The organism is Pseudorhodoferax soli, from assembly GCF_003337555.1.
In the GTDB taxonomy this organism is placed as follows: domain Bacteria; phylum Pseudomonadota; class Gammaproteobacteria; order Burkholderiales; family Burkholderiaceae_C; genus Pseudorhodoferax; species Pseudorhodoferax soli.
On sequence record NZ_QPJK01000010.1, the window covers coordinates 109,697 to 130,446 of the forward strand.

Sequence of the window (20,750 nt, forward strand, 5' to 3'; positions counted from 1 at the left end):
AGCTCAGTCTTCTTCGGCCGGGATCGTCGCCACTTCGTCGATCCACACCCGCGCCTCGGAATCGCTGGGTGCGCGCCAGTCGCCGCGCGGTGACAGCGAGCCGCCCGAGCCGACCTTGGGCCCGTTGGGCACGCAGCTGCGCTTGAACTGGCTGGTCTGGAAGAAGCGCCAGACGAAGGTGCGCAGGTGCTTCTTGATGTCGGCCAGGCCGTACTGGTTGTGCGCACCCTGCAGGGCGTCGGGCCAGGGGCCCCGGTCGCGGTCGTGCCAGGCCGCGTGCGCGAGAAAGGCCACCTTGGCCGGGCCGAAGCCGTGGCGCACGATGTGGTAGAGGTGGAAGTCCTGCAGCTCGTACGGGCCGACGGTGTCTTCCGTGCGCTGGCCGGGCTGGTCCTTGCCATCGGCTGGGGCATCGGCCCCGGCCGGCACCAGTTCGGGGCTGACCTCGGTGGTGAGGATCTCGTGCAGCACCGCGCTGCCGGCGTCGCCCAAGAGCTTCTGCGCGGCCACCCAGTGCACCATGTGCTTGATCAGCGTCTTGGGCACGCTGGCGTTCACGTTGTAGTGCGACATGTGGTCGCCCACGCCGTAGGTGCACCAGCCCAGCGCCAGTTCGGACAGGTCGCCGGTGCCGGCCACGATGGCGCCCTGGTGGTTGGCCAGGCGGAACAGGTGGCTGGTGCGCTCGCCGGCCTGCACGTTCTCGAAGGTAATGTCGTAAACCGGCTCGCCCCGCGCGAACGGGTGGTCCAGGTCGGCCAGCATCTGCCGGCAACTGGGGCGGATGTCGATTTCCTTGGCCGTGCAGCCCACGGTGGCCATGAGCCGGTGCGCCTGGTCCAGCGTGCGCGTGCTGGTGGCGAAGCCGGGCATGGTGTAGGCCAGGATGTGGCTGCGCGGGCGATTGAGCCGGTCCATGGCCTGGGCCAGCACCAGCAGCGCGTGCGTGGAATCCAGCCCGCCGGAGACGCCGATCACCACCTTCTCGATGCGCGCGGCCTCCAGCCGCTGCACGAGCGACTGCACCTGGATGTTGAAGACCTCGCGGCAGCGCTCGTCGCGGGTGGCGGCGTCGGCCGGCACATAGGGGAAGCGCTCGACGGTGCGGCGCAGCGCGCCCGGCGCCTTGGGCGGCGCGAGGTCGAACTCCACGGTGCGCCAGCCGGCCAGCTGGGCCTTGTGCTGCGCGGCCGAGGCGCCGAAGCTGTTCTGCCGCATGCGCTCGTGCACCAGGCGCTCCAGGTCCACGTCCGCAAAGATGGTGTGCGAGACATTGGAGAAGCGCTCGCTCTCGGCCTGCAGCTCGCCGCCTTCGTAGATCAGGGCCTGGCCGTCCCAGGCCAGGTCGGTCGTCGATTCGCCGATGCCGGCCGATGAATACAGGTAGGCCGCCAGGCAGCGGCCCGACTGCAGGCCGGCCAGCCGGTGCCGGTAGGCGGCCTTGCCGATGGTGATGTTGGAGGCCGACAGGTTGACGAGGACCGTAGCGCCCGCCAGCGCGGCGTAGCTGGACGGGGGGATGGGGACCCACAGGTCCTCGCAGATCTCGCAGTGCAGGGCCAGCAGAGGCTGCTGGCGTGCCCGGAACAGCAGGTCGGTACCAAAGGGCACGTCCTGGTCGAACAGGCGCACAGAGGTCGATACGGCCGCATCGGCGGCGGCGAACTGGCGGCCTTCGTAGAACTCGGCGTAGTTGGGCAGGTAGGTCTTGGGCTGCACCCCCAAAACCTGGCCACCGGCGACGATGGCCGCGCAGTTGAACAACCGGTGGTCCACGCGCAAGGGCAGGCCGACGATGGCCACGGCGTCGCGCCCGCGCGTGGCCTGGACGACGGCGTGCAGCGCGTCCACGCAGCGGTCGAGCAGGGTGGCCTGGTGGAACAGGTCGTCGCACGTGTAGGCCGACAGGCCCAATTCCGGAAATGCCACGACCGAGGCGCCCTGGTCGGCGGCGTCCTCGTACAGGCGCACGGTCTCGCCGGCGTTGAACACCGGGTCGGCCACGCGGTTGCGGGGCACGGCCACGGCCAGGCGCACGAAGCCATGGCGCCAGGGGTGCAGAAAGGGCAGGTGGCTCAGTCGGTTCGGCACGGCGCAGGAGTCCTTTGTTCACGACGCGGGTGGCCTGCGATGCTAACTGGCCGGCCCGGCCGCCTCGCGCAGCGTGCCGCAGTTCCAGCACTGTTCGAAGGGCCCTTCCACCACCTCGGCGCAGCCGGGGCAGGCCCAGCGCCGCTCGGGCGGATGCTGCAGCTGATCGAGCATGGCCAGGGCACGCGCCAGGTGGTGGTCGTCCTCGACCCAGATCTCGGGCAGCGCCTGGTCCGGCGGGATCTGGCCGGCGATGCCGCTGGCATAGGCGCGCTGCACCGTGGCCGAGATGCCGTCGCGCCGCAGCATGTCGGCCCACAGCGTGGCGATCATGAGATTCGGAGCAGGCGCGACACGTTGCATGGCGGGCCCATCCTATGCGGGGACTGGCGCGCCGCTTGTCCCTATCCCTCTTCTATCTTCTCTATCTTTCAATAGTGGTAGTAGTAGAGGGCGGTCCTGGCTGTGGACAACTGCGGTTTGTCCAGCCGCGCCGCGCACTTGCGGCACGGCCGTGGCTGTGTGTGGCCGCGCTTTCCTGCTGTCGCGCCGGCATGAACAACTTGCGCCGAACGCGCGCGGCTGTGGACAAGCACCGGCTTGTGCCGGAACTATCCACACGGTTGTTCTTCAGGGGGTCGGATGCTGCGGCGCGACGGCGCCCACCACGGGCAAGACGTGCGGGGCAGGGGCGCTGGCGTGGTGCGGACGCGCTGGCACTGCCTTGCCTTGGGCAGGCAAGGGGGCTGCGGCAGGGACGGACGCAGCCCGGTGTTCGCTGTACTGCACAGCGGCCACCACGAGCGCGAACAGCAGCAGGTGCAGCGCGATGCCGGCACCCGGGCTTTCCAATGTCCACTTCTTCATCTGCGTGGAATAATATCCCACAGAAATGTCCACTCCATCCCGGTCTGCGGTCGTGCTGGCTTCGGTGCTGCGGCTGCTCCGGCCAGCGGTGCGGCTGTTGCTGCGGCACGGTGTGGCCTATCCCAGCTTCGCGGCCGCACTCAAGCAGGTGTTCCTGGAGGCTGCGCGCGACGAGCTGGCCGCCAGCGGCCAGAAAACCACCGACAGCGCCTTGAGCCTGCTGTCGGGCGTACACCGGCGCGATGTGCGCCAGCTGCGCAGCATCGCCAGCGAAGCCCCCGCGCGCGACGCCATGAACATGGCCAGCCAGGTGGTGGCGCGCTGGCTCAGCGACGTGGCCTTCGTCGACGACGAGGGCGCGCCACTGGTGCTGCCGCGCCAGGCCGAAGGGCCAGGCTTCGACGCCCTGGTCGCAGCCATCAGCACCGACGTGCGGCCACGTGCCGTGCTCGACGAATTGCTGCGCCTGGGCCTGGTGGATGAAGGCGCGCAGGGGGTGCGCCTGCTCGCGCCCGGCTTCGTGCCGCGCCAGGGCTTTGCCGAGATGGTGCAGCTGCTGGGGGACAACGTGCACGACCACCTGGCGGCGGCCTGCGCCAATGTCGACGGCCAGCAGAACTTCCTGGAGCAGGCCGTGTTCGTGGACGAACTGACGCCGGCGTCCGCCGCCGAACTGCACGCCCTGGCCGCCAAGGTGTGGCGCCAGGCTTTCCGCCAGGTGATGGGCGAGGCCCAGGCGCGCTTCGACCACGACCAGGCCCATGCCGACCCGGCGCAGCGCACGCAGCGCGTGCGCTTCGGCAGCTACTTCCATGCCACTGATGACCATGAAACGACGCGTTGAGCTGTTGGCAGGCCTCTGGCTCGGCTGCCTGCTGGTGGCCTGCGGCCCCGGCACCGGCGGCACGGGCACCGGCCCGAACGTGGGCGCCAGCCTGGCAGAAGGCACCTACACCGCCACGCTGGACCCGGACCTGCAGCCGGCGCAGCCTCTGCCCTGCGGCGACCGGTGCGGGGGCGCAATGGTCTTGTCGGTCGGCGAGACGCGGGTGGAACTGAGCCTGCCATGCCAGCGCTTCGTGCACGAAGGCGCCTGGGAGTTCGATGCCAACGGCCAGGCCGAGCTGGCGGGCCGCTGGAGCACGGTGGTGCTTTCCGACGGGAAGGCGCTGCTGCAGGAACAGAGCGTGCTGCTCACGCTCGTCGCCAGCCTGCCGGATGGGTACGGGCAGGGTGCGGGGCAGGGCCTGCGGCTGCAGCTGAGCCTGCGCGGCTTCGATGGCGCGGCGCTGCTGGAACCTGTTTTGTTGACGCAACAGCCGCCAGAGGCCGCTACGGTCTCCTGTCTATCTTTCAATTAATTCAATAGTGGTAGTAGTAGAGGGTGGGCCTGCGCTGTGGGCAACCCGGTTTTTCCGAGCGCCATCAAGGGCTTGGCAAATTCACAGCCGTGTGGGCCGGGGCCCTGCAAGCTGCACCCCAGAAGCGAACAACTTTCGCGCGGACGCTTCTCCTGTGGACAACTACCTCGTTGTGCCGGAACTATCCACAGGCTTTTTTCAAGCATCGGCAGCTTCCTACAAGCCCCTGTGTGACGGCTGCGTAGCATGTGCAACAAACCCACAACGAGAGTTGCATGAAGCCCATCACGAAGAAAGCGGCACTGGCCGCGCTATGCCTGGTGTTCGGCGCCGCAGCCCAGGCGCAGCAGCAACGACAGGGCCCCGCCCTGTACCTGGAGGCCGGCCAGGCCCGCCACCATGGCGCCACCACCGACGCGATGACATTGGGCGTGCGCCTGCCCACCGACGTGCGCTTTTTCAGCGGCAGGCTGGCCCTGGCGGTGGATGGCTACGCGAGCCGCTGGCAGGCCGACGCCCTCCCCGGCGAACGCGACGATTTCACCCAGCTGGGCCTGGTGCCCATGCTGCGCTGGCGCTTCGACGAAGGACGTTCACCCTGGTTCGTGGAGGGCGGTATCGGCGTGTCCTATCTGGTGCACGGCTACCGCACCCGGACCAAGGCGTTCGGCTCGCGCTGGAACTTCAGCGACCACCTGGGCGTGGGCTACAGCTTCGGGCGGCACGAGATCGGCATGTACGTCAAGCATGTGTCCAACGGCGGACTGGACAAGCCGAACCCGGGCGAGACTTTCTACCAGCTGCGCTACAGCTACGCGTTGTAAAGGGACGGCGCAGGGAGAAGGGCCGCGAGGCCCTTTTCCGTGGGCGCTACAGGTCGATCACGGCCGCCAGCGGCGCGTGGTCGGAGAGCTTGTTCCACGGTGCGCCGGGCAGCACGATGGGCGAATGCGCGCCGGCGTTGCGCACATAGATCCGGTCCAGCGACAGCATCGGGAACTTGGCCGGGAAGGTCTTGGCCGAGTGGCCCGTGGCGTGCACGAACACCTCGCGCAGGCCGGCGAGTTCTTCCAGGATGTCGTGCGCGCGGCGGCGCCAGTCGTTGAAGTCGCCGGCCACCACCACGGGCGCGCCGGTGGGCACTTCCTTGTTGATCATCTCGGACAGCAGGCGCAGCTGCTCGCGCCGGTGCGACTCGCGCAGGCCCAGGTGCACGCAGAACACATGCATATGGTGCTTCTGGCCTGGAATGGCCAGCGCGCAGTGCAGCAAGCCGCGGCGTTCCGGGCCGGGCAGCGAGACGTCGCGGTTCTCCTGGTGCACGATGGGGAACTTGGACAGCACGGCATTGCCGTGGTGGCCATGGGGGTAGGCCGCGTTCTTGCCGTAGGCGAACTGCGGCCAGATCGAATCGGCCAGGAACTCGTAGTGCGGCGCCTCGGGGTAGTCGGCATGGCGCGCCGCGTGGCGCGCGTGCGTGCCCAGTACCTCCTGCAGGAAGACCACGTCGGCATGCACATGCCGCACGGCTTCACGCAGCTCGTGCAGCATGAAACGCCGGTTGAACGTGGTGAAGCCTTTGTGGATGTTGACCGTCAAGACCTTGATCTTGGTGGCGGTGCCGTCGGCGGTGGTGTTCGACATGGCTTCTGGATGACGCGGATACGGGTGACGGTTGTACCGCAGCCGGCCAGGCCGGCGCTGTAGGACGCCTGCCGGATACCGGGTCTGCGAGACCCGATAGGAGCCGGCTGGCGTCCCGCCGGTTCCTCAGCCCTTCGGTTCGGGCTGGGGCGGCGTGCCGTGCTGGTGCGTGCCGTGGTGCGGGCCGTGGCGCGGCCCCATGGCCATGCGCTGGTCGAACACCTGTTGCTGCTCGGGCGTGAGCGCACCGTACAGCCGCAGCGTGGCTTCGGCACGGCGCTCCATCTCGGCGGAGCGCTTGGCGTGCATGGCACGCATGTGCTCGATGCGCTGCGGCGTGGTCATCTTGCGGATGGCCTCGCGGTCAGGCCGCTCGGACGGCGGGCCAGGCGGCAGCATGCTGGCCGTGAACACGTTCCAGGCCGGCTCCTGCTCGGCCGTGATCTTGAGCTCCTGCTTGAGCCGGGCCTCGCGGCGCTCCATGCGCTTGGCAGGATCGGGGCGGGCGTGTTCGCGGGCATGGCGTGCCGGCGCCTCGGTCGTGGGTGGCGGGGCGGGCGGGGTCTGTGCCATGGCGGCGGCGCCCAGTGCAGCCAGGCTGCCGGCGAGCACGATGCGTTGGAGGGAGAAGAGAGAGCGGGTCATCAAGACTTCCTTTCTGTCGGTGAACCACAGCGGCTGTTGCTCTGCTGTGGGGCCAGTGTCCGGGGCGCTTGTATCGGCCCGGTGCTGTTTGTCCGGCTGTTTGTAAAGTTCTCGCAAGGAAGTTTGCGGTGCCATGCGGCGGCGGCGTGCAACGACAATATGCGGCTTTCCGTGCAACGAGAGCGAACAGTGTTCAAGAACGTGATGGTTTACAAGCTCGGCGGCGCCTGGACGGCGACGTGGGAGCAGATCGAGGAGGCGCTCGGCACGCAGCGCTTCGAGGAATGCGGCCCGACGCAGGAACGTTCGGCCGGCTGGGTTCCGCCGCGTGGCGAGGAACATGGTCCGCTGGTCGAGTCCGTGGGTGGCCAATACCTGCTGCGCCTGATGGTCGAGAGCAAGGCCGTGCCGGCCTCCGTGGTCAAGCGCAAGGCCGACGAACGCGCCCAGCAGATCGAGGCCACCACCGGCCGCAAGCCCGGCAAGAAGGAAATCCGCGACCTGCGCGAAGAAGCCAAGCAGGCGCTGCTGCCCGTGGCCTTCACCAAGCGCGGCGCCACCTGGGTGTGGATCGACCTGCAGGCGCGCCGCTTCGTGGTCGATGCCGGCAGCCAGAACCGGGTCGACGAGATCCTGAGCCTGCTGGTCAAGGTGCTGGACGGCTTCGCGGTGCAGGAAGTGCACACCGCCACCTCGGCCACGGCAGCGATGTCCGAATGGCTCAGCAGCCAGGAGCCGCCGGCCGGCTTCTCCATCGACCGCGAGTGCGAGCTCAAGGCGACCGACGCCTCCAAGGCCGCGATCCGCTACGCCCACCACCCGCTGGACATCGAGGAGATCCGCCAGCACATCGCCGAGGGCAAGCTGCCGACCAAGCTGGCCATGACCTGGGACGAGCGCGTGTCCTTCGTGCTGACCGAGAGCATGCAGCTGCGCAAGCTGCAGTTCCAGGACGGCGTGTTCGAGAAGACCTCGCAGGAGAAGGAAGACAGCTTCGACGCCGATGCCGCCATCTCCACGGGCGAAATCAGCCGCCTGCTGCCGGGCCTGCTGGAGGCGCTGGGCGGCGAGATCGAACTGGTGGCTGCGGTGGAGACACCGTTGCCTGCCGCCGCGGCGCCCACGGCGCAGCCGGACACCGAAGACGCGCCGTTCTGAGGCGCTAGACCATGGCCAGCGGCGGCTTGCGCGCCGGTGGCGGGTAGCGCCGGGACAGTTCGGCGCTGACTTCGTCCTTCAGGACGAGTTCGGCCGCGGCCAAGTTCTCGCGCAGATGCGCCTCGCCCACGGCCTTGGGCAGCGCGTTGACGCCCGCTTGCGCGAGCAGCCAGGCCAGTGCGAGTTGCGCCGTGCTGCAGCCCTGCCGTTCGGCCAGAGCCTGCAGCGCCGCATCGTCAGCCAGCGCGCCCTGGTCCAGCGGGCTGTAGGCCATGAGCGCCACGCCGTGTTCGCGCAGCCAGGGCAGCAGGCTGTGCGCCGGCCCGCGCTCGGTGATCGAGTAGTAGACTTGGTTGGCCGCGCAGGCCGTGCCGCCATCGACGGACCACAGCTCCTGCATGTCGTCCACATCGAAGTTGCTGACACCCCAGCGTGCGATGCGGCCGGCCGCGACCAGCGATTCCATGGCCTCGACGGTTTCGGCCAGTGGCACGCCGCCGCGCCAGTGCAGCAGGTACAGGTCGAGCCGGTCCACACCCAGGCGGCGCAGGCTGCGCTCGCAGGCGGCCACCGTGCCCTGGCGGCTGGCGTTGTGCGGGTAGACCTTGCTGACGAGGAACAGCTCCTCGCGCCGCAGGCCACCGCGCCCGGCCTCGGCCAGGGCCTGGCCGATGGCCTCTTCCGAGCCGCCTTCGCCGTACATCTCGGCCGTGTCGACGAGGCGCCAACCCATGTCGAGCGCGCTGCGCAAGGCCTTCACCTCGGTGGCGCGGCGCGCCTTGGACTCACCGATGCGCCAGGTGCCCAGGCCCAGGGCGGGCAGGGCCGGACCGGTGCCGGGCAGGGGAATGCTGTGCATGTGAAAGCTCCTTTCGCCCGCATTGTGCGGGCGCGGGCTTCACTGGCCGAGCGCCCGGAGTTCGGCCGTCACCTGCTGCCAGGCCACGTCGAAGCCGGGCCGCGCACGGGCATCGGCGCGGGGCTGCAACCCCAGGGCAGCGCGCGTGCCGGCGCCCACGCTGTCGACGAGCGGCACGCCCACCTGGCCCTGGAGGGCCGCGGCCATGCCGGCCAGGCCGGCACCGCCGACGATGACGGCTTGCGCATCCCAGCGCTCGGCCGCCTCCTGGCAGGCCTGGGCCAGCAGCGCGCGCGCACCCACAGGGTCGGCCATGAGCTGTGCGCCCGTGGGTGCCACGGTGTGGATGCCCACCAACGCCTGGTGGCCGAGTGCCAGGGCCAGCCGCTCCAGCATGGGCACCCAGCGCACGCCACCGGTCACGATGGCGAAGCGGCCGTGTTGCGCCGCTTCGGCGAAGGCGGCTTCTGCCAGGCCGGTGACAGGCGACGGGCTGGCTTCGCGCAGCGCGAACAGGCCAGGGTCGCCGAAGCAGCCGATCAGCACGGCGTCGGGTGCGGCACTGCCCGGCTCGGCCAGCGCAGCGGCCCAGGCGTCGAGCGCAGCATGGGCGGCCACGGCGTAGCTCGCTTCGCAGGCGATGTAGGGCGCGCCCAGGCGCGCGGTGACGCTGCGCACCTGGACATCGGCACCGGCCTCGCGCTGCACATGCTGCTGCAGCAGCGCGGTGACCTGGGCCGATGTATTGGGGTTGACGACGAGCAGCTGGCGCATGGCCGTCAAGCCGCGAGCACCGCGGCGAGGTCGATGGTCGTGTCCGCCGGCGGCGTGAACTCGAGCCGGGCTTCCAGCAGGTCCAGGTGCTTGCGCATGCAGCGGCTGGCTTCGCGTGCATCGCGCAGGCGGATCGCGTCCAGCAGCACGCCATGCTCGCGGCAACCGCAGGCCGTGGCCTCCTCGCGCTCCTGCGCATGGTGGCTGCTGAAGGTCATGAGCACCAGCGATGTGCGCGAGACCAGTTCGCGCAGGATGCGGCCCAGCGTCTGGTGGCCGGCTGCCTGCGCGATGTGCAGGTGGAAGTCGCCGGCCTGGCGGATCGCGCGGCGCATGTCGCCGGCCTGGCGCGCGGTTTCCTCGGCGGCGATGCAGTCGGCCAGGCGCTGGATGTCGGCGGGCTGCGCGACCGCGATGAAGCGCTGCACCAGCGTGGGCTCGATCAGCCGGCGCACCTCGAACACCTCGCGGGCCTCCTGCTCGGTGGGCTGGGCCACCGACGCGCCGCGGTTGGGTGTGAGCGTGACGATCTGCTCGTTGGCCAGCCGCACGAGCACGGGCCGCACGCGGGTGCGCGAGACGCCGAAGGCGTTGGCGATCTTGTCCTCCACGAGCTTGGTGCCCGGCAGCAGCTTGTGGTCCAGGATGGCGGAAACCATGCGCTCGTAGATCTCGCTGTCGGAGACCGGGGGGGAGGTCGTGGGCGCCGTATCGGTGGCAGGCATCGCGCGCACTCTATCCCTTGCGCCGGCGCGCGAGCAGCAAGGCCAGGCCGATCGCCAGGCCCATGACCGCGAACGACACCACCGTGGTCACCGTGCCCAGCGCGTAGATGGACGGCGTGGTGACGGTCGATGTGAGCCCCTGCAGTTCCAGCGGCAGCGTGTTGACGTCGCCGATGGCCTGCGAGGTGCGCGCGATCTCGTCCCACGACAAGGTGAAGCCGAACATGCCGATGCCCACCACAGAGGGCGCGACCAGCGGCAGCACCACCTGGCTGAAGCTCTGCCAGGGCGTGGCGCCGAGGTCGCGCGCGGCTTCCTCGTAGCTGGGGTTGAAGCGGTTGAACACGGCGAACATGATCAGCAGGCCGAAGGGCAGCGTCCAGGTGAGGTGCGCGCCGAGTGCCGACGTGTACAGGCCCAGCGCCGTGCCGTAGTTCTCGAGCGCGCTGTCCATGCCCAGCGCGCCGAGCAGCCACTTGATGCCGGTGTCCAGCAGCCGGAACTCCAGGCCGATGCCCAGCGACACGATGATGGAAGGCATGATGAGGCTGGCCACGACGATGTAGAACAGCGCATTGCCGCCCTTGAGCTTTTTGCGGAAGGCCAGGCCTGCCAGCACCGACAGCACCACGGTCAGCACCATCACGGCCGCACCCACGCCCAGCGAGCGGCGCAGCGCGGCGCCGATGTCGACCACGCCCAGGCCCTCGGCCAGCTGGCGGAACCAGTGCAGCGAGACGCCGCGCATCGGGAACGTGAGCCCGCCCTCGGGGCCCTGGAAGCTCAGCACCACGATCACCAGCATGGGGCCGTACATGAAGGCCACGAACAGGGCGAACACCAGCGGCAGCAGCCAGAAGCCGGCGGGGCGTGCGTCGGAAATGCGGGCTTGCATCAGAGTTCTTTCCGAATGTCGACCATGCGGGTCAAGGCCCAGATGATCATCAGGACGACCGTCAACAGGATCATCGCGTTGGCCGCCGCCAACGGGAACTGCAGGTACGAGGTCTGCACCTGGATGATCTTGCCGATGGAGGCGATCTGCTGGCCGCCCATGACGCCGATGGTGACGAAGTCGCCCATCACGATGGTGATGACGAAGATCGAGCCGATGATGATGCCGGTCTTGCACAGCGGCACGATCACGTTCCACAGCGTCTGCCATGCGCTGGCGCCGCTGTCGCTGGCGGCCTCCAGCAGGCTGCGGTCGATGCGCATCATGCTGTTGAAGATGGGCACGATCATGAACATCGTGTAGAGGTGCACGAAGGCCAGCGTGACCGAGAAATCGGAGAACAGCAGCCACTCGATGGGCTCATCGACCAGGCCGATGCCCTGCAGCGTCTGGTTCACCAGGCCGTTGCGCCCCAGCAGCGGCACCCACGAGATCATGCGGATCACGTTGCTGGTCCAGAACGGGATGGTGCACAGCACGAACAGCGCCGTCTGCATGCCCGCGCTGCGCACGTGGAACGCCAGGAAGTACGAGACCGCAAAGCCCAGCACCAGCGTGATGGCCCAGACCAGGAACGAGAACTTCAGCGTGGAGAGGTAGGTCTTGAGCGTGACGCACAGGTCGTCGCCACCCGCCAGGCCCACCGAGCAACCCTCGAAGATCGAGACGTAGTTCTTGAACGTGAAGCCGGGCAGCAGCTCGTACTCGTTGAAGTCCCAGAAGCTGACCATCAGGATCAGCGCCAGCGGGATGAGGAAGAACAGGGCGAAGACCAGCGTGAAGGGCGCGGCCTGCCACCAGGCCGCGATGCTGCGGCCCGGCGCCGCGGACGGGGCACCGTGGGAGGTGGTGGCAGGAGCGCTCATGGCTTGGTCAGCGCCTTACGCAGCGACGAACTGGTTCCACTTCTGGACCATGTAGTTGTTCTCGTCCATCAGCGCGTTCCAGCAGGCGATGCCGCCCATGCGGGCTTCGTAGCTGCCGCCGTCGCGGACCGAACCGGCCTTGGCCAGCACGTCGCCGTTGGGGCTCTTGATGTCCTTCTCGGCAGGCTTGCCTTCCATCCAGTAGGCCCACTCGTAGGCTTCCATCTTGGCCTTGGCGGTCTCCAGCACGGCGCTGTAGTAGCCCTGGCGGTTCAGGTAGGCACCGGCCCAGCCGTCGAGGAACCAGTTGATGAACTCGTAGGCACCGTCGAGCTTGCGGCCCGACAGCGTGGCCGGCAGGCCGAAGCCTGCCGCCCAGGCGCGGTAGCCTTCCTTCAGCGGCTGGAAGTTGCAGGCGATGCCCTTGGTGCGCACGGCCGTCACCGCGGGCGACCACATCGACTGGATCACCACTTCGCCGGACGACATCAGGTTCACCGACTCGTTGAAGTCCTTCCACAGCGCGCGGAACTGGCCGGCCTTCTTGGCTTCGATCAGGGTCTTGATCGTGAGGTCGATCTCGGCCTTGGTCATGTTGCCCTTGTCGGGGTACTTGTACAGGCCCTTGGCCTCCACGACCATGGCCGCGTCCATGATGCCGATGGAGGGGATGTTCAGGATGGCGGCCTTGCCCTTGAACTCGGGGTTCAGCAGCTCGGCCCACGAATCGATCGGGCGCTTGATCAGGTCGGGGCGGATGCCCAGCGTGTCGGCGTTGTAGACCGTGGGGATCAGGCTCATGAACTGCGTCGGGCTCTTGGCGAACACCTTGCTCTTCTCGCCTTCCAGGAAGATCACCTTCTTGGGCGCCGTGCCCTGGTCGCCCACGGCCTTGCCGCCCACGCTGCCGGTGGTGAACAGCGTGGTGATCTTGTCGGCGTTCTTGATCTTCTTGGTGTCGATGCCCTTGAGGTTGCCGGTGGGCACGATCTTCTTGAGCGAGAAGTACTCGGTGTCGATCAGGTCGAAGCTGTTGGGCGCGGTGACGGCGCGCTTGGTCACGTCGTCGGTGGTCACGGCCACGTACTGGATGGTGATGCCGGTATCGGCCTTGAACTTCTCGGCGATGGCCTTGTCCTGGTTCACGGCCGTGCCCAGGTAGCGCAGCACGATGGGCTCCTGCGCGTGCACGAAGGGCGCGATGCCGGTGGCCAGGATGCCGGCCGTGCCCTTGAGCATCGTGCGGCGTTGCAGGCCGGAAGTGGTGGTGGTGTCGGACATGGGTCGTCTCTCCAATCGGTGGCGGCAGTGGATGAAAGGGGAATCAGGCGGCGAGCGCATGCGCGTGCTGCGCGGCCCAGGACAGGCGCACGTCTTCGCCCAGCGTGTAGGGTCGGTCGGCGAAGGCGGCCTCGGGCAGCATCAGCGAGACGCCGGTGCGGCCGGAGCCGTTCGCGGTGTCCAGGCCCAGCAGCACGTAGGTCCCCTGGTACTCGACGTCGGTGACGGTGGCGGCGAGGCCTTCGCCCGCAGTGGCGATGCGCATGTGGTCGTTGCGCACGGCGATCTTGCCGGCCGGCGTGTCCAGCACGTTGTGCCCGCCCATGAAGCGCGCGATGAACTCGGTGGCAGGCTTGTTGTAGACCTCGTGCGGCGGGCCGACCTGCTCGATGAGCCCCTGGTTCATGACCACCATGGTGTCGGCCAGCGCCATCGCCTCTTCCTGCGAGTGCGTGACGTGGATGAAGGTCAGGCCCAGCTCCTTCTGCCAGCGGCGCAGCTCGGCGCGCATCTGGACGCGCAAAAACGGGTCGAGTGCAGAGAGCGGCTCGTCGAGCAGCAGCACCTTGGGCTGCGTGATCAGCGCGCGCGCCAGCGCCACACGTTGCTGCTGGCCGCCGGAGAGTTCACCGGGCTTGCGCTGCGCGAGGTGGCCCATGGCCACGCGCTCGAGCAGATCCTGCGCCTTGGCGTGGCGCTCGGCCCGGGCCATGCCCTTCATCTTCAGGCTGAAGGCCACGTTGTCCAGCGCGGAGAGGTGCGGGAACAGCGCGAAGCTCTGGAACATCATGGCCGTGCCGCGCGCGGCGGCGGGCAGGTCGGTGATGTTGCGGTCTTCCAGCAGCACGTCGCCGCTGCTGACGGTCTCGTGGCCCGCGATCATGCGCAAGGTGGTGCTCTTGCCGCAGCCCGAGGGGCCCAGCAGGCAGCAGTAGCTGCCGCTCGCGATGCGCAGGTCGATGCTGTCCACGGCCGGCTGCCCCTGCGCATAGCGCTTGGTCAGGGCCACGAGTTCCACGGCCACGGGCCGGGGCGCGCTGGAGGAGGGTGCGGCGGAAGGCATGCCGGGGCAGTACGCAAAGCCCGTGCCACGTTTGTACGCAAGCCGTGGCCACGAATGCGTACAAAAAGCACCAAGGAAGTGCGTACATCGCGGCGTGGCCGCCGGGCTTGGTGCGTGCGGTGCCGCGCCGGTGCCGCTTTCTTAGGGTTACAGAAGTTGCATGCGTCTTCTGTGGTTTGGCACGCGGCTTCCCCTAGGATGGAGTTTTGATCGGAGAACGCCCAGTGGCCCTGCAATCCCCCTTTTTCGGCAAGCGTGAGAACGAGCCCCTGAACACCCGGCCGAGCACGTTCAACAACACGTCCGCTTTGCAGCCCTCGTCTTCTTCTTCCACCTCTTCCAGCAGCACCATGGCCTCTTCTGCGACCTCCCCGTCGGTGTCCGGCAGCAGCGCAAGCGCACCCGTCGGCGCTGCCACGCAGGAGCCCGGCAGCAAGCTCATCGTCGGCCCGAACATCAAGCTCAAGGGCGTCGAGATCACCGACTGCGACACGCTGGTGGTCGAGGGCACGGTCGAGGCGACGATGGACTCGCGCATGATGCAGATCGCCGAGCAGGGCGCGTTCAAGGGCTCGGCCGAGGTCGACCTGGCAGAGATCCGCGGCGCCTTCGATGGCGACCTCGTGGTGCGCGAGAAGCTCGTGATCTACGCCACCGGCAAGGTCAGCGGCAAGATCCGCTATGGCAAGGTGGTGATCGAAGAAGGTGGCCAGATCTCGGGCGAGATCAGCTTCGGTGCGGGTGCCGCCAAGAGCAGCAAGCCGGCGCTGGCTGCGGCCTGATCCTTCCGGCTTTCTCCCATGCAAAACGCCGACCCGAGGGTCGGCGTTTTGCATGGCGCGGGCAGCCGATCAGGCGGGCAGCGCGGGGTAGTCGGTGTAGCCTTCGGCGCCGCCCCCGTACATGGTGGCGCGCTCGGGCACCTGCAGCGGCGCGCGTTCGCGCAGGCGGCGCACCAGGTCCGGGTTGGCGATGAAGGGGCGGCCGAAGGCCACGAGGTCGGCACCGTCGGCCACGGCCTGGTCGGCCAGCTGGCGGTCATAGCCGTTGTTGACCATCCAGGCGCCCTTGCCGCCGGCATTGCGGTAGGCGGCCTTCAGCTTGCGGTAGTCGAAGGGCCGGTCGTCGATCTCGCGCGGGCCGCCCGTGGCGCCCTCGATCACGTGGATGTAGGCCAGGCCCAGCGGCGCGAGTTCGGCCAACAGGGTGTCGAACAGCGGCTGCGGATCGGGGTCGGAGATGCCGTTGGCCGGCGTGACGGGCGAGATGCGCAGGCCCACACGGCCGGCACCGATCTCGGCCGCCACGGCGCGCACCACCTCCAGCGTGAAGCGGATGCGGTTGGCAATGGAGCCGCCGTAGTGGTCGGTGCGGTGGTTGGCGCCGAGCTTCAAGAACTGGTCGAGCAGATAGCCGTTGGCGCCGTGGATCTCCACGCCGTCGAAGCCGCTGTCGAGGGCGGCGCGGGCGGCCTTGCGGAAGTCGTCGACGATGCCGGCGATCTCCTCGGCGGCGAGCGCGCGCGGGGTGGAGGTCTGGTCGAAGCCACCCTTGCCGTCGCGGATCAGGTAGGTCTTGGTGGCCGCCTGGATGGCCGAGGGCGCCACCGGTGCCTGGCCATTGGCTTGCAGCTCGGTGTGCGAGACACGGCCCACATGCCAGAGCTGGGTGACGATCTTGCCGCCGGCCGCATGCACTGCGGCCGTGACCTTGCGCCAGCCTTCCAGCTGCTCGGGTGCATAGAGGCCCGGCACGTCGGCGTAGCCCTGGCCCTGCTGGCTGATGGCCGTGCCCTCGCTGACGATCAGGCCGGCGCTGGCGCGCTGGCGGTAGTACTCCACGGCCAGCGGCCCGGGGATGGCGCGCGGTGAACGGTTGCGCGTGAGCGGGGCCATGACGATGCGGTTGGCCAGTGCCAGGCTGCCCGCATGGGTGGGCTCGAACAAGGAAGACATGCACTCTCCGTTGAATTTATTTCTTGGCCGCCCCCAAGGTGCCGGAGCGGACGAAGCGTGCATGTATGGGCGGGCCACCCATCTGCAAGGCAGGGCCTGCCCTGTTACATCGGTTTACTTGGCCAGGCCTTCGGCCTTGAGTGCTTCCTGCACGGCGGGGCGGGCCGCCACGCGGGCCATGAAGGCGGCCACGTTGGCGTAGGCGGACAGGTCGACGCCGGTGGGCTTGGCCCAGGTGGTGACGGTGAACAGGTAGGCGTCGGCCACGGTGAAGTTGTCGCCGGTCAGGTAGTCCTTGCCGGCCAGTTGTTCATCGACCCACTTGTAGCGCGACAGCAGCTTCTCGCGCACGCCGGCCTTGTAGTCCTCGGGCGTGGTCGGATAGAAGAGCGGGCTGTAGCCCTTGTGCAGTTCGGTGCCGATGAAGGTCAGCAGCGACTGCAGGCGGTAGCGCGCCAGCGTGCCGTTGGCCGGGGCCAGGTTCTTCAGCGGGGCCTGGTCGGCGATGTACTGCACGATGGCCGGGCCTTCGGCCAGGCGCGTGCCGTCGTCCAGCTCCAGCAGCGGCACGTAGCCCAGCGGGTTGATGGTGTAGTAGTCGGTGCCGTCGTCGAGCTTGTGCGTCTTGGTCGGGGCCTTCAGGGCTTCGAACGCGATGCCGGCCTCGCGCAGCACGATGTGCGGGGACAGCGAGCAGGCACCGGGGGAGTAATACAGCTTCATGGCGTGTTTCCGAAAGGGTTGGAATCGTTGTGCCGCCAGCATCTGCAGACCCGCGCGGCGGCGCCCGAAAAAGGGCCGCGCGATTGTCCTACACCCCCCGGTGCCGACGGCTGATGCCTGCACAAAGCCCGCGTTTCTACATTGCATGCAAGCGCGGCGCCGCCGCAGTACAAGGAGAGTCGACATGTTGAAGTGGGCCATCATCTTTGCGTTGATCGCACTGGTTGCCGGGGGCTTGGGTTTCGGCGGTGTGGCTGCGGGCGCGGCCGGCATTGCCAAGGTCTTGTTCGGCCTGTTCCTGATCCTGGCCGTGGTGTTCGTCGTGCTTGCCGCACTGGGCGTGGGCGCGGCCAAGAAGATCTTGGACTGAGCCGTGCAATCTGTTCCTGAAGGCCTGGGCAACCAGCGCTACGCGCAGCTGCAGCAATGGCTGCAGAGCCCGGTGCAGCGCGCGCAGCGCATCGTGCAGGTGACGGCCGCCGACTGGTGGCCCGATGGCCAGGTGCCGCAGACGCGCAAGGCCGCCGGCCGCGTGGCCCGTGCGCACCGCGAGCGCGAGCAGGCGCATGGGGTGCGCGGCCGTCGCCACGCCTGAGGCTGACCATGCTGTCCTCCATCGACGTCAAGCTCGTCTACGACGTGGCCGAGCCCACGCACTTCTGCCTGCACCTGCAGGTGGCAGACCATGCCGACCAGCACCTGCGCGAGGAGCGCCTGCAGGTGGAGCCTGCGTTGCCGCTGCATGACTACCGCGACCCGGTGAAGGGCAACCGCTTCGTGCGCTTCGATGCGCCCAAGGGACAGCTGCAGGTGCACTACAGGGCGGAGGTCGAGGTGAACTACGCGCTGCCGACGCCCGGGCTGGGCGAAGCGCCGGTGAACCAGATCCCCGACGAGGTGCTGCACTTCCTGTCGCCCACGCGCTACTGCGAGTCCGACCTGCTCGGCAACGCGGCGCAGCAGTTGTTCTGCAAGGCGCCGGCCGGGCTGGAGCGCGTGCAGGCCATCAGCGACTGGATCCACGACAACATCGCCTACACGCCGGGCTCCAGCGATGCGACCACCACGGCCCAGCAGATCTTCGTGCAGCGCCAGGGCGTGTGCCGCGACTTCGCGCACCTGGGCGTGACCTTCTGCCGCGCGCTGAACATCCCGGCGCGGCTGGTGGCGGGCTATGTGTTCTTCGACGAGCCGCCGCAGGATTTCCACGCGATCTTCGAGGCCTGGCTGGACGGCCGCTGGGTGCTGTTCGACCCGACCCGCATGGCGCCCGTGGAACGCCTGGTGCGCGTGGGCACGGGCCGCGATGCCAAGGACGTGGCCTTCGCCACGCTGTTCGGCAAGGCCCAGCTGCTGAGCAAGGACATCGCAGTGCGCGAGAGCGAGACACCGCCCGCTGCCACGCCCGGCCAGCCGCTGCTGCGCGCCGTCGCCTGATCAGCCGCCGCCCGTGCGGGCGGCCTGGCGGAACTCGCTCGGGCTCAGGCCCGTGTGCTCGCGGAACACGCGCGCAAAGTGCGACATGTTCGAGAAGCCCCAGGCCAGCGCGATGTCGGTGATCGAGCGGCCCGCCGCGGGCGCCTGCCGCAGCTCCTGGATGCAGGCCTGCAGCCGCTGCTGCTGGATGTAGCTCGCCAGCGTCAGGTCGCCCTCGGCGAAGGCGTTGTGCAGGTGGCGCTTGCTGCAGTTCAACGCTGCCGCGATCTGCTCGATCGACAGCAGCGGGTCGCGCAGGTGCCGCGCCACATGGTCGCGGATGCGGTCGCGCAGCGCCTGCTTGAGCGTCACCGCCGTGCCCTGGCCCGCAAGCTCCAGCAGCGACAGCTGCACTAGCTGCATGATGAGTTCGCCAGCGCCGCGGGCTGCCGTCTCGCTCATGGCGGGCAGCTCCAGGTAGGTGTTGCGCATGGTCTCCAGCGCCACGCGCGAGATGCCGCTGGCGCCGCCCACGTGGCGCGCCATGAGCGGGTCGAGCCGCACGCCGCGCTCGGCCATCTGCCGCTTGGGCAGCATCACGATCAGGTGCTCGGTGGGCGCGGGGTTGTCGATCGCGTAGTCGTGCGTGGTGTCGTAGATGATCCAGCCACCCGCCTGCGCGCGCGCCTTGCGGCCCTGCTGCTCGACCTCGGCGCTGCCCTGCCAAGGCGCCACGATCTTGAGGTAGCCGGCTTCGTCGCGGCGCGCCATCTGCGGCGTGCGCAGCACGCGGTGGCGGCCGGCCTCCAGGCGTGTCAGCACCACGTCGCCGGCGCGCGAGGCCGACAGGCGGCCGTCGAAGTCGCTGTCGCCGTAGAGGTCGGACTCCAGGCCGCCGAAGTGGCGCCAGATCCATTCGCGCCATTGCGGTGCCCGGTCGCGCGGGGCGACCGCGTCGGTGCTCAGCAGCAGGGACGGGGTCATCGGCTTCTCCGGGGTGGCAGACGGGCCGCGATGATAGGCCGCGCCACCCGGCGCGCGGGTGCGCTGCCGGGTTAACCCGGGGGCGTGTGCGCGCTGGTGCCAGCATTCCCTGCACGCTGCGCACAGCGCCTGCGGCGCGGTCTTCCCACGATCCGGACCACCGATTCCGAGGAGACAAGACCATGACCATCCACTCCCGCCGCCGCGTGCTGCAAGGCGCGGCCGCCGCGCTCGGCAGCGCCGCCTTCGCGCCCGCGCTGCAGGCCCAGAACACGCCCGTGCGCATCGGCTACGCCATGGCCCGCACCGGCCCCTGGGCGCCCGGCGCACAGGTCAGCCAGGAGCCCAACTACCTGCTGTGGGCCGAGCAGGTGAACGCCGCCGGGGGCCTGGACGTGAAGGGCACCAAACGCCCCATCGAGCTCATCGGCGTGGACGACCGCAGCGACATCGAGACCTGCGTGCGCAGCTACCAGAAGCTGATGGGCAGCGACAAGGTAGACCTGATCCTGCCGCCCTGGGGCAGCAACGCGAACTTCGCCATCGCGCCGCTGGCGCAGCGCTTCGGCTACCCCATGCTGGCGCCCACGGCGCTGTCGCGCAAGCTGATCGACATGAACCTGTCGTTCTTCTTCTCCATCCTGCAGCAGCCCGACCGCATGATGGGCGCGCTGGTCGACATGCTGGTGGCGAGCAACGTGAAGACGGTCGCCATCGTCTACATGGACGACCTGTTCGGCTTGGAGAACTTCGCCGCGATCAACAACGCGCTCAAGAAGACAAGCATCCAGGTGGTGGAGCGCAAGAGCTATCCGCTGGGCGTGAAGGACCTCTCGCCCGTGCTGCGCGGCATCAAGGAGCAGAACCCCGACGCCTTCATCGGCATCACCTACCCGCCCGACACCATCCTCGCCAGCAAGCAGGCCAAGGAGGTCGGCTTCAACCCGAAGTTCTTCTACGCCTCGGTGGGCACGGCCTTCCAGCTCTACCGCAACGTGATCACGGCGCCGGGGGCCGAGGGCGTCCTGGGCATGGGTTCGTGGAACAGCAAGACCAGCGCGGGCGCCAAGGCCTACTTCGACGCGCACACCAAGCGCTTCGAGGGCAAGGAGCCGGACCGCTGGGCCAGCGGCCATTGCTGGGCCAGCCTGCAGATCCTGCAGGCTGCCGTCGCCAAGGCCGGGCTGGACCGCAAGGCGATCCGCGAGTTCGTGGCCACGACCACACACAAGACCATCGTCGGCGACATCCAGTTCACCGGCAGCGAGAACACCGCCACGCAGGGCAGCGTGGGCCAGTGGCAGAACGGGGAGTTCGAGGTGGTGTGGCCGGCGTCGATGGCCACGGCCAAGCTGAACCCGGCCAAGCCGGCGTGGAAATGAC

The 20,750-nt window shown here is 68.7% G+C and carries 25 protein-coding genes; 9 read left to right on the forward strand and 16 right to left on the reverse strand.

Annotation, left to right across the window (positions count from 1 at the left end; genetic code table 11):
• Window positions 1-3: 3 nt before the first annotated feature.
• The 3 genes from DES41_RS29830 to DES41_RS29840 form a co-directional block, all read right to left on the reverse strand.
• Complete coding sequence (locus DES41_RS29830) at window positions 4-2,091, reverse strand: NAD(+) synthase (protein ID WP_245965925.1); 2,088 nt, start codon at window positions 2,089-2,091, stop codon at window positions 4-6.
• A 42-nt stretch (window positions 2,092-2,133) separates the two neighbouring features.
• On the reverse strand, window positions 2,134-2,454 hold the full coding sequence (locus DES41_RS29835; protein WP_114471261.1) for a DUF2007 domain-containing protein: 321 nt from the start codon (window positions 2,452-2,454) through the stop codon (window positions 2,134-2,136).
• A 267-nt stretch (window positions 2,455-2,721) separates the two neighbouring features.
• Window positions 2,722-2,979 carry a hypothetical protein gene (locus DES41_RS29840; protein WP_147282978.1) on the reverse strand — a complete coding sequence of 86 codons (258 nt, stop codon included), beginning with the start codon at window positions 2,977-2,979 and terminating at the stop codon, window positions 2,722-2,724.
• A 4-nt stretch (window positions 2,980-2,983) separates the two neighbouring features.
• Between DES41_RS29840 and DES41_RS29845 the strand changes: the two genes are divergently transcribed.
• The 3 genes from DES41_RS29845 to DES41_RS29855 all read left to right on the forward strand — a co-directional run bounded on the left by DES41_RS29845 (window position 2,984) and on the right by DES41_RS29855 (window position 5,143).
• Window positions 2,984-3,802, forward strand: coding sequence for a DUF6502 family protein (locus DES41_RS29845; RefSeq protein WP_147282979.1), 819 nt, complete (start codon window positions 2,984-2,986; stop codon window positions 3,800-3,802).
• Entirely contained in the window at window positions 3,786-4,319 is a 534-nt protein-coding gene (locus tag DES41_RS29850) for a hypothetical protein (protein WP_147282980.1), read from the forward strand. The genes DES41_RS29845 and DES41_RS29850 overlap by 17 nt, the downstream gene beginning before the upstream one ends.
• A 275-nt stretch (window positions 4,320-4,594) precedes the next feature.
• Window positions 4,595-5,143 carry an acyloxyacyl hydrolase gene (locus tag DES41_RS29855; protein WP_114471265.1) on the forward strand — a complete coding sequence of 183 codons (549 nt, stop codon included), beginning with the start codon at window positions 4,595-4,597 and terminating at the stop codon, window positions 5,141-5,143.
• A 46-nt stretch (window positions 5,144-5,189) separates the two neighbouring features.
• On the opposite strand, the gene DES41_RS29860 is transcribed toward DES41_RS29855, so the two are convergent.
• Both DES41_RS29860 and DES41_RS29865 read right to left on the reverse strand, forming a co-directional pair.
• A complete protein-coding gene (locus DES41_RS29860; protein ID WP_114471266.1) occupies window positions 5,190-5,963 on the reverse strand; it encodes an endonuclease/exonuclease/phosphatase family protein in 774 nt (257 codons plus the stop codon).
• 126 nt (window positions 5,964-6,089) lie between these two features.
• Window positions 6,090-6,608 (reverse strand): Spy/CpxP family protein refolding chaperone, encoded by a 519-nt coding sequence (locus DES41_RS29865; RefSeq protein WP_170168320.1) that lies wholly within the window; start codon window positions 6,606-6,608, stop codon window positions 6,090-6,092.
• Window positions 6,609-6,797: 189 nt separating this feature from the next.
• Between DES41_RS29865 and DES41_RS29870 the strand changes: the two genes are divergently transcribed.
• Complete coding sequence (locus tag DES41_RS29870; protein WP_114471268.1) at window positions 6,798-7,766, forward strand: recombination-associated protein RdgC; 969 nt, start codon at window positions 6,798-6,800, stop codon at window positions 7,764-7,766.
• Between the two features lie 4 nt (window positions 7,767-7,770).
• Here DES41_RS29870 and DES41_RS29875 read toward each other — a convergent pair whose 3' ends face one another.
• From DES41_RS29875 to DES41_RS39920, 8 genes are all read right to left on the reverse strand, one after another.
• Window positions 7,771-8,625: an aldo/keto reductase gene (locus DES41_RS29875; RefSeq protein WP_114471269.1), complete on the reverse strand. Its 855-nt coding sequence runs from the start codon at window positions 8,623-8,625 to the stop codon at window positions 7,771-7,773.
• 39 nt (window positions 8,626-8,664) lie between these two features.
• On the reverse strand, window positions 8,665-9,399 hold the full coding sequence (locus DES41_RS29880; protein WP_114471413.1) for an aspartate/glutamate racemase family protein: 735 nt from the start codon (window positions 9,397-9,399) through the stop codon (window positions 8,665-8,667).
• A gap of 5 nt (window positions 9,400-9,404) precedes the next feature.
• Complete coding sequence (locus tag DES41_RS29885) at window positions 9,405-10,124, reverse strand: GntR family transcriptional regulator (RefSeq protein WP_114471412.1); 720 nt, start codon at window positions 10,122-10,124, stop codon at window positions 9,405-9,407.
• 10 nt (window positions 10,125-10,134) lie between these two features.
• A complete protein-coding gene (locus DES41_RS29890) occupies window positions 10,135-11,019 on the reverse strand; it encodes an ABC transporter permease (protein WP_114471270.1) in 885 nt (294 codons plus the stop codon).
• Window positions 11,019-11,945, reverse strand: a complete 927-nt coding sequence (locus DES41_RS29895) for an ABC transporter permease (protein WP_114471271.1) — start codon at window positions 11,943-11,945, stop codon at window positions 11,019-11,021. The genes DES41_RS29890 and DES41_RS29895 overlap by 1 nt, the downstream gene beginning before the upstream one ends.
• 15 nt (window positions 11,946-11,960) lie before the next feature.
• Window positions 11,961-13,226 carry an ABC transporter substrate-binding protein gene (locus tag DES41_RS29900; RefSeq protein ID WP_114471272.1) on the reverse strand — a complete coding sequence of 422 codons (1,266 nt, stop codon included), beginning with the start codon at window positions 13,224-13,226 and terminating at the stop codon, window positions 11,961-11,963.
• A 43-nt stretch (window positions 13,227-13,269) separates the two neighbouring features.
• Entirely contained in the window at window positions 13,270-14,289 is a 1,020-nt protein-coding gene (locus DES41_RS29905; protein ID WP_114471273.1) for an ABC transporter ATP-binding protein, read from the reverse strand.
• 193 nt (window positions 14,290-14,482) lie between these two features.
• Window positions 14,483-14,641, reverse strand: coding sequence for a hypothetical protein (locus tag DES41_RS39920; protein ID WP_425466408.1), 159 nt, complete (start codon window positions 14,639-14,641; stop codon window positions 14,483-14,485).
• Between DES41_RS39920 and DES41_RS29910 the strand changes: the two genes are divergently transcribed.
• Entirely contained in the window at window positions 14,598-15,071 is a 474-nt protein-coding gene (locus DES41_RS29910) for a bactofilin family protein (protein ID WP_425466407.1), read from the forward strand. The genes DES41_RS39920 and DES41_RS29910 overlap by 44 nt on opposite strands.
• Before the next feature lie 69 nt (window positions 15,072-15,140).
• Here DES41_RS29910 and DES41_RS29915 read toward each other — a convergent pair whose 3' ends face one another.
• Together DES41_RS29915 and gstA are read right to left on the reverse strand one after the other, a co-directional pair.
• The gene (locus tag DES41_RS29915; RefSeq protein WP_114471275.1) at window positions 15,141-16,244 is read right to left on the reverse strand and encodes an alkene reductase; all 1,104 of its coding nucleotides are present in this window, start codon (window positions 16,242-16,244) and stop codon (window positions 15,141-15,143) included.
• Between the two features lie 114 nt (window positions 16,245-16,358).
• Complete coding sequence (gene gstA / locus DES41_RS29920; protein ID WP_114471276.1) at window positions 16,359-16,967, reverse strand: glutathione transferase GstA; 609 nt, start codon at window positions 16,965-16,967, stop codon at window positions 16,359-16,361.
• A 184-nt stretch (window positions 16,968-17,151) separates the two neighbouring features.
• On the opposite strand from gstA, the gene DES41_RS29925 reads away from it, so the two are divergent.
• From DES41_RS29925 to DES41_RS29935, 3 genes are read left to right on the forward strand one after another with little or no spacing between them, the layout of a single operon-like run.
• The gene (locus tag DES41_RS29925; RefSeq protein ID WP_056663631.1) at window positions 17,152-17,337 is read left to right on the forward strand and encodes a DUF1328 family protein; all 186 of its coding nucleotides are present in this window, start codon (window positions 17,152-17,154) and stop codon (window positions 17,335-17,337) included.
• A 3-nt stretch (window positions 17,338-17,340) separates the two neighbouring features.
• Window positions 17,341-17,562, forward strand: a complete 222-nt coding sequence (locus DES41_RS29930; protein WP_114471277.1) for a hypothetical protein — start codon at window positions 17,341-17,343, stop codon at window positions 17,560-17,562.
• Window positions 17,563-17,570: 8 nt separating this feature from the next.
• A complete protein-coding gene (locus DES41_RS29935; protein WP_114471278.1) occupies window positions 17,571-18,404 on the forward strand; it encodes a transglutaminase domain-containing protein in 834 nt (277 codons plus the stop codon).
• Here the strand turns inward: DES41_RS29935 and DES41_RS29940 are convergent, their stop codons facing one another.
• A complete protein-coding gene (locus DES41_RS29940; protein ID WP_114471279.1) occupies window positions 18,405-19,367 on the reverse strand; it encodes an AraC-like ligand-binding domain-containing protein in 963 nt (320 codons plus the stop codon).
• Between the two features lie 182 nt (window positions 19,368-19,549).
• Between DES41_RS29940 and DES41_RS29945 the strand changes: the two genes are divergently transcribed.
• Window positions 19,550-20,749, forward strand: a complete 1,200-nt coding sequence (locus DES41_RS29945; protein ID WP_114471280.1) for an amino acid ABC transporter substrate-binding protein — start codon at window positions 19,550-19,552, stop codon at window positions 20,747-20,749.
• Window position 20,750: the final 1 nt, after the last annotated feature.

Coding starts and splice junctions, on each gene's coding strand:
- DES41_RS29835 (WP_114471261.1), bottom strand. CDS start 2,454: ATGCAACGTGTCGCGCCTGCTCCGAATCTCATGATCGCCACGCTGTGG.
- DES41_RS29845 (WP_147282979.1), top strand. CDS start 2,984: ATGTCCACTCCATCCCGGTCTGCGGTCGTGCTGGCTTCGGTGCTGCGG.
- DES41_RS29850 (WP_147282980.1), top strand. CDS start 3,786: ATGAAACGACGCGTTGAGCTGTTGGCAGGCCTCTGGCTCGGCTGCCTG.
- DES41_RS29855 (WP_114471265.1), top strand. CDS start 4,595: ATGAAGCCCATCACGAAGAAAGCGGCACTGGCCGCGCTATGCCTGGTG.
- DES41_RS29860 (WP_114471266.1), bottom strand. CDS start 5,963: ATGTCGAACACCACCGCCGACGGCACCGCCACCAAGATCAAGGTCTTG.
- DES41_RS29865 (WP_170168320.1), bottom strand. CDS start 6,608: ATGACCCGCTCTCTCTTCTCCCTCCAACGCATCGTGCTCGCCGGCAGC.
- DES41_RS29875 (WP_114471269.1), bottom strand. CDS start 8,625: ATGCACAGCATTCCCCTGCCCGGCACCGGTCCGGCCCTGCCCGCCCTG.
- DES41_RS29880 (WP_114471413.1), bottom strand. CDS start 9,399: ATGCGCCAGCTGCTCGTCGTCAACCCCAATACATCGGCCCAGGTCACC.
- DES41_RS29885 (WP_114471412.1), bottom strand. CDS start 10,124: ATGCCTGCCACCGATACGGCGCCCACGACCTCCCCCCCGGTCTCCGAC.
- DES41_RS29890 (WP_114471270.1), bottom strand. CDS start 11,019: ATGCAAGCCCGCATTTCCGACGCACGCCCCGCCGGCTTCTGGCTGCTG.
- DES41_RS29895 (WP_114471271.1), bottom strand. CDS start 11,945: ATGAGCGCTCCTGCCACCACCTCCCACGGTGCCCCGTCCGCGGCGCCG.
- DES41_RS29900 (WP_114471272.1), bottom strand. CDS start 13,226: ATGTCCGACACCACCACCACTTCCGGCCTGCAACGCCGCACGATGCTC.
- DES41_RS29905 (WP_114471273.1), bottom strand. CDS start 14,289: ATGCCTTCCGCCGCACCCTCCTCCAGCGCGCCCCGGCCCGTGGCCGTG.
- DES41_RS39920 (WP_425466408.1), bottom strand. CDS start 14,641: ATGGTGCTGCTGGAAGAGGTGGAAGAAGAAGACGAGGGCTGCAAAGCG.
- DES41_RS29915 (WP_114471275.1), bottom strand. CDS start 16,244: ATGTCTTCCTTGTTCGAGCCCACCCATGCGGGCAGCCTGGCACTGGCC.
- gstA (WP_114471276.1), bottom strand. CDS start 16,967: ATGAAGCTGTATTACTCCCCCGGTGCCTGCTCGCTGTCCCCGCACATC.
- DES41_RS29925 (WP_056663631.1), top strand. CDS start 17,152: ATGTTGAAGTGGGCCATCATCTTTGCGTTGATCGCACTGGTTGCCGGG.
- DES41_RS29935 (WP_114471278.1), top strand. CDS start 17,571: ATGCTGTCCTCCATCGACGTCAAGCTCGTCTACGACGTGGCCGAGCCC.
- DES41_RS29940 (WP_114471279.1), bottom strand. CDS start 19,367: ATGACCCCGTCCCTGCTGCTGAGCACCGACGCGGTCGCCCCGCGCGAC.
- DES41_RS29945 (WP_114471280.1), top strand. CDS start 19,550: ATGACCATCCACTCCCGCCGCCGCGTGCTGCAAGGCGCGGCCGCCGCG.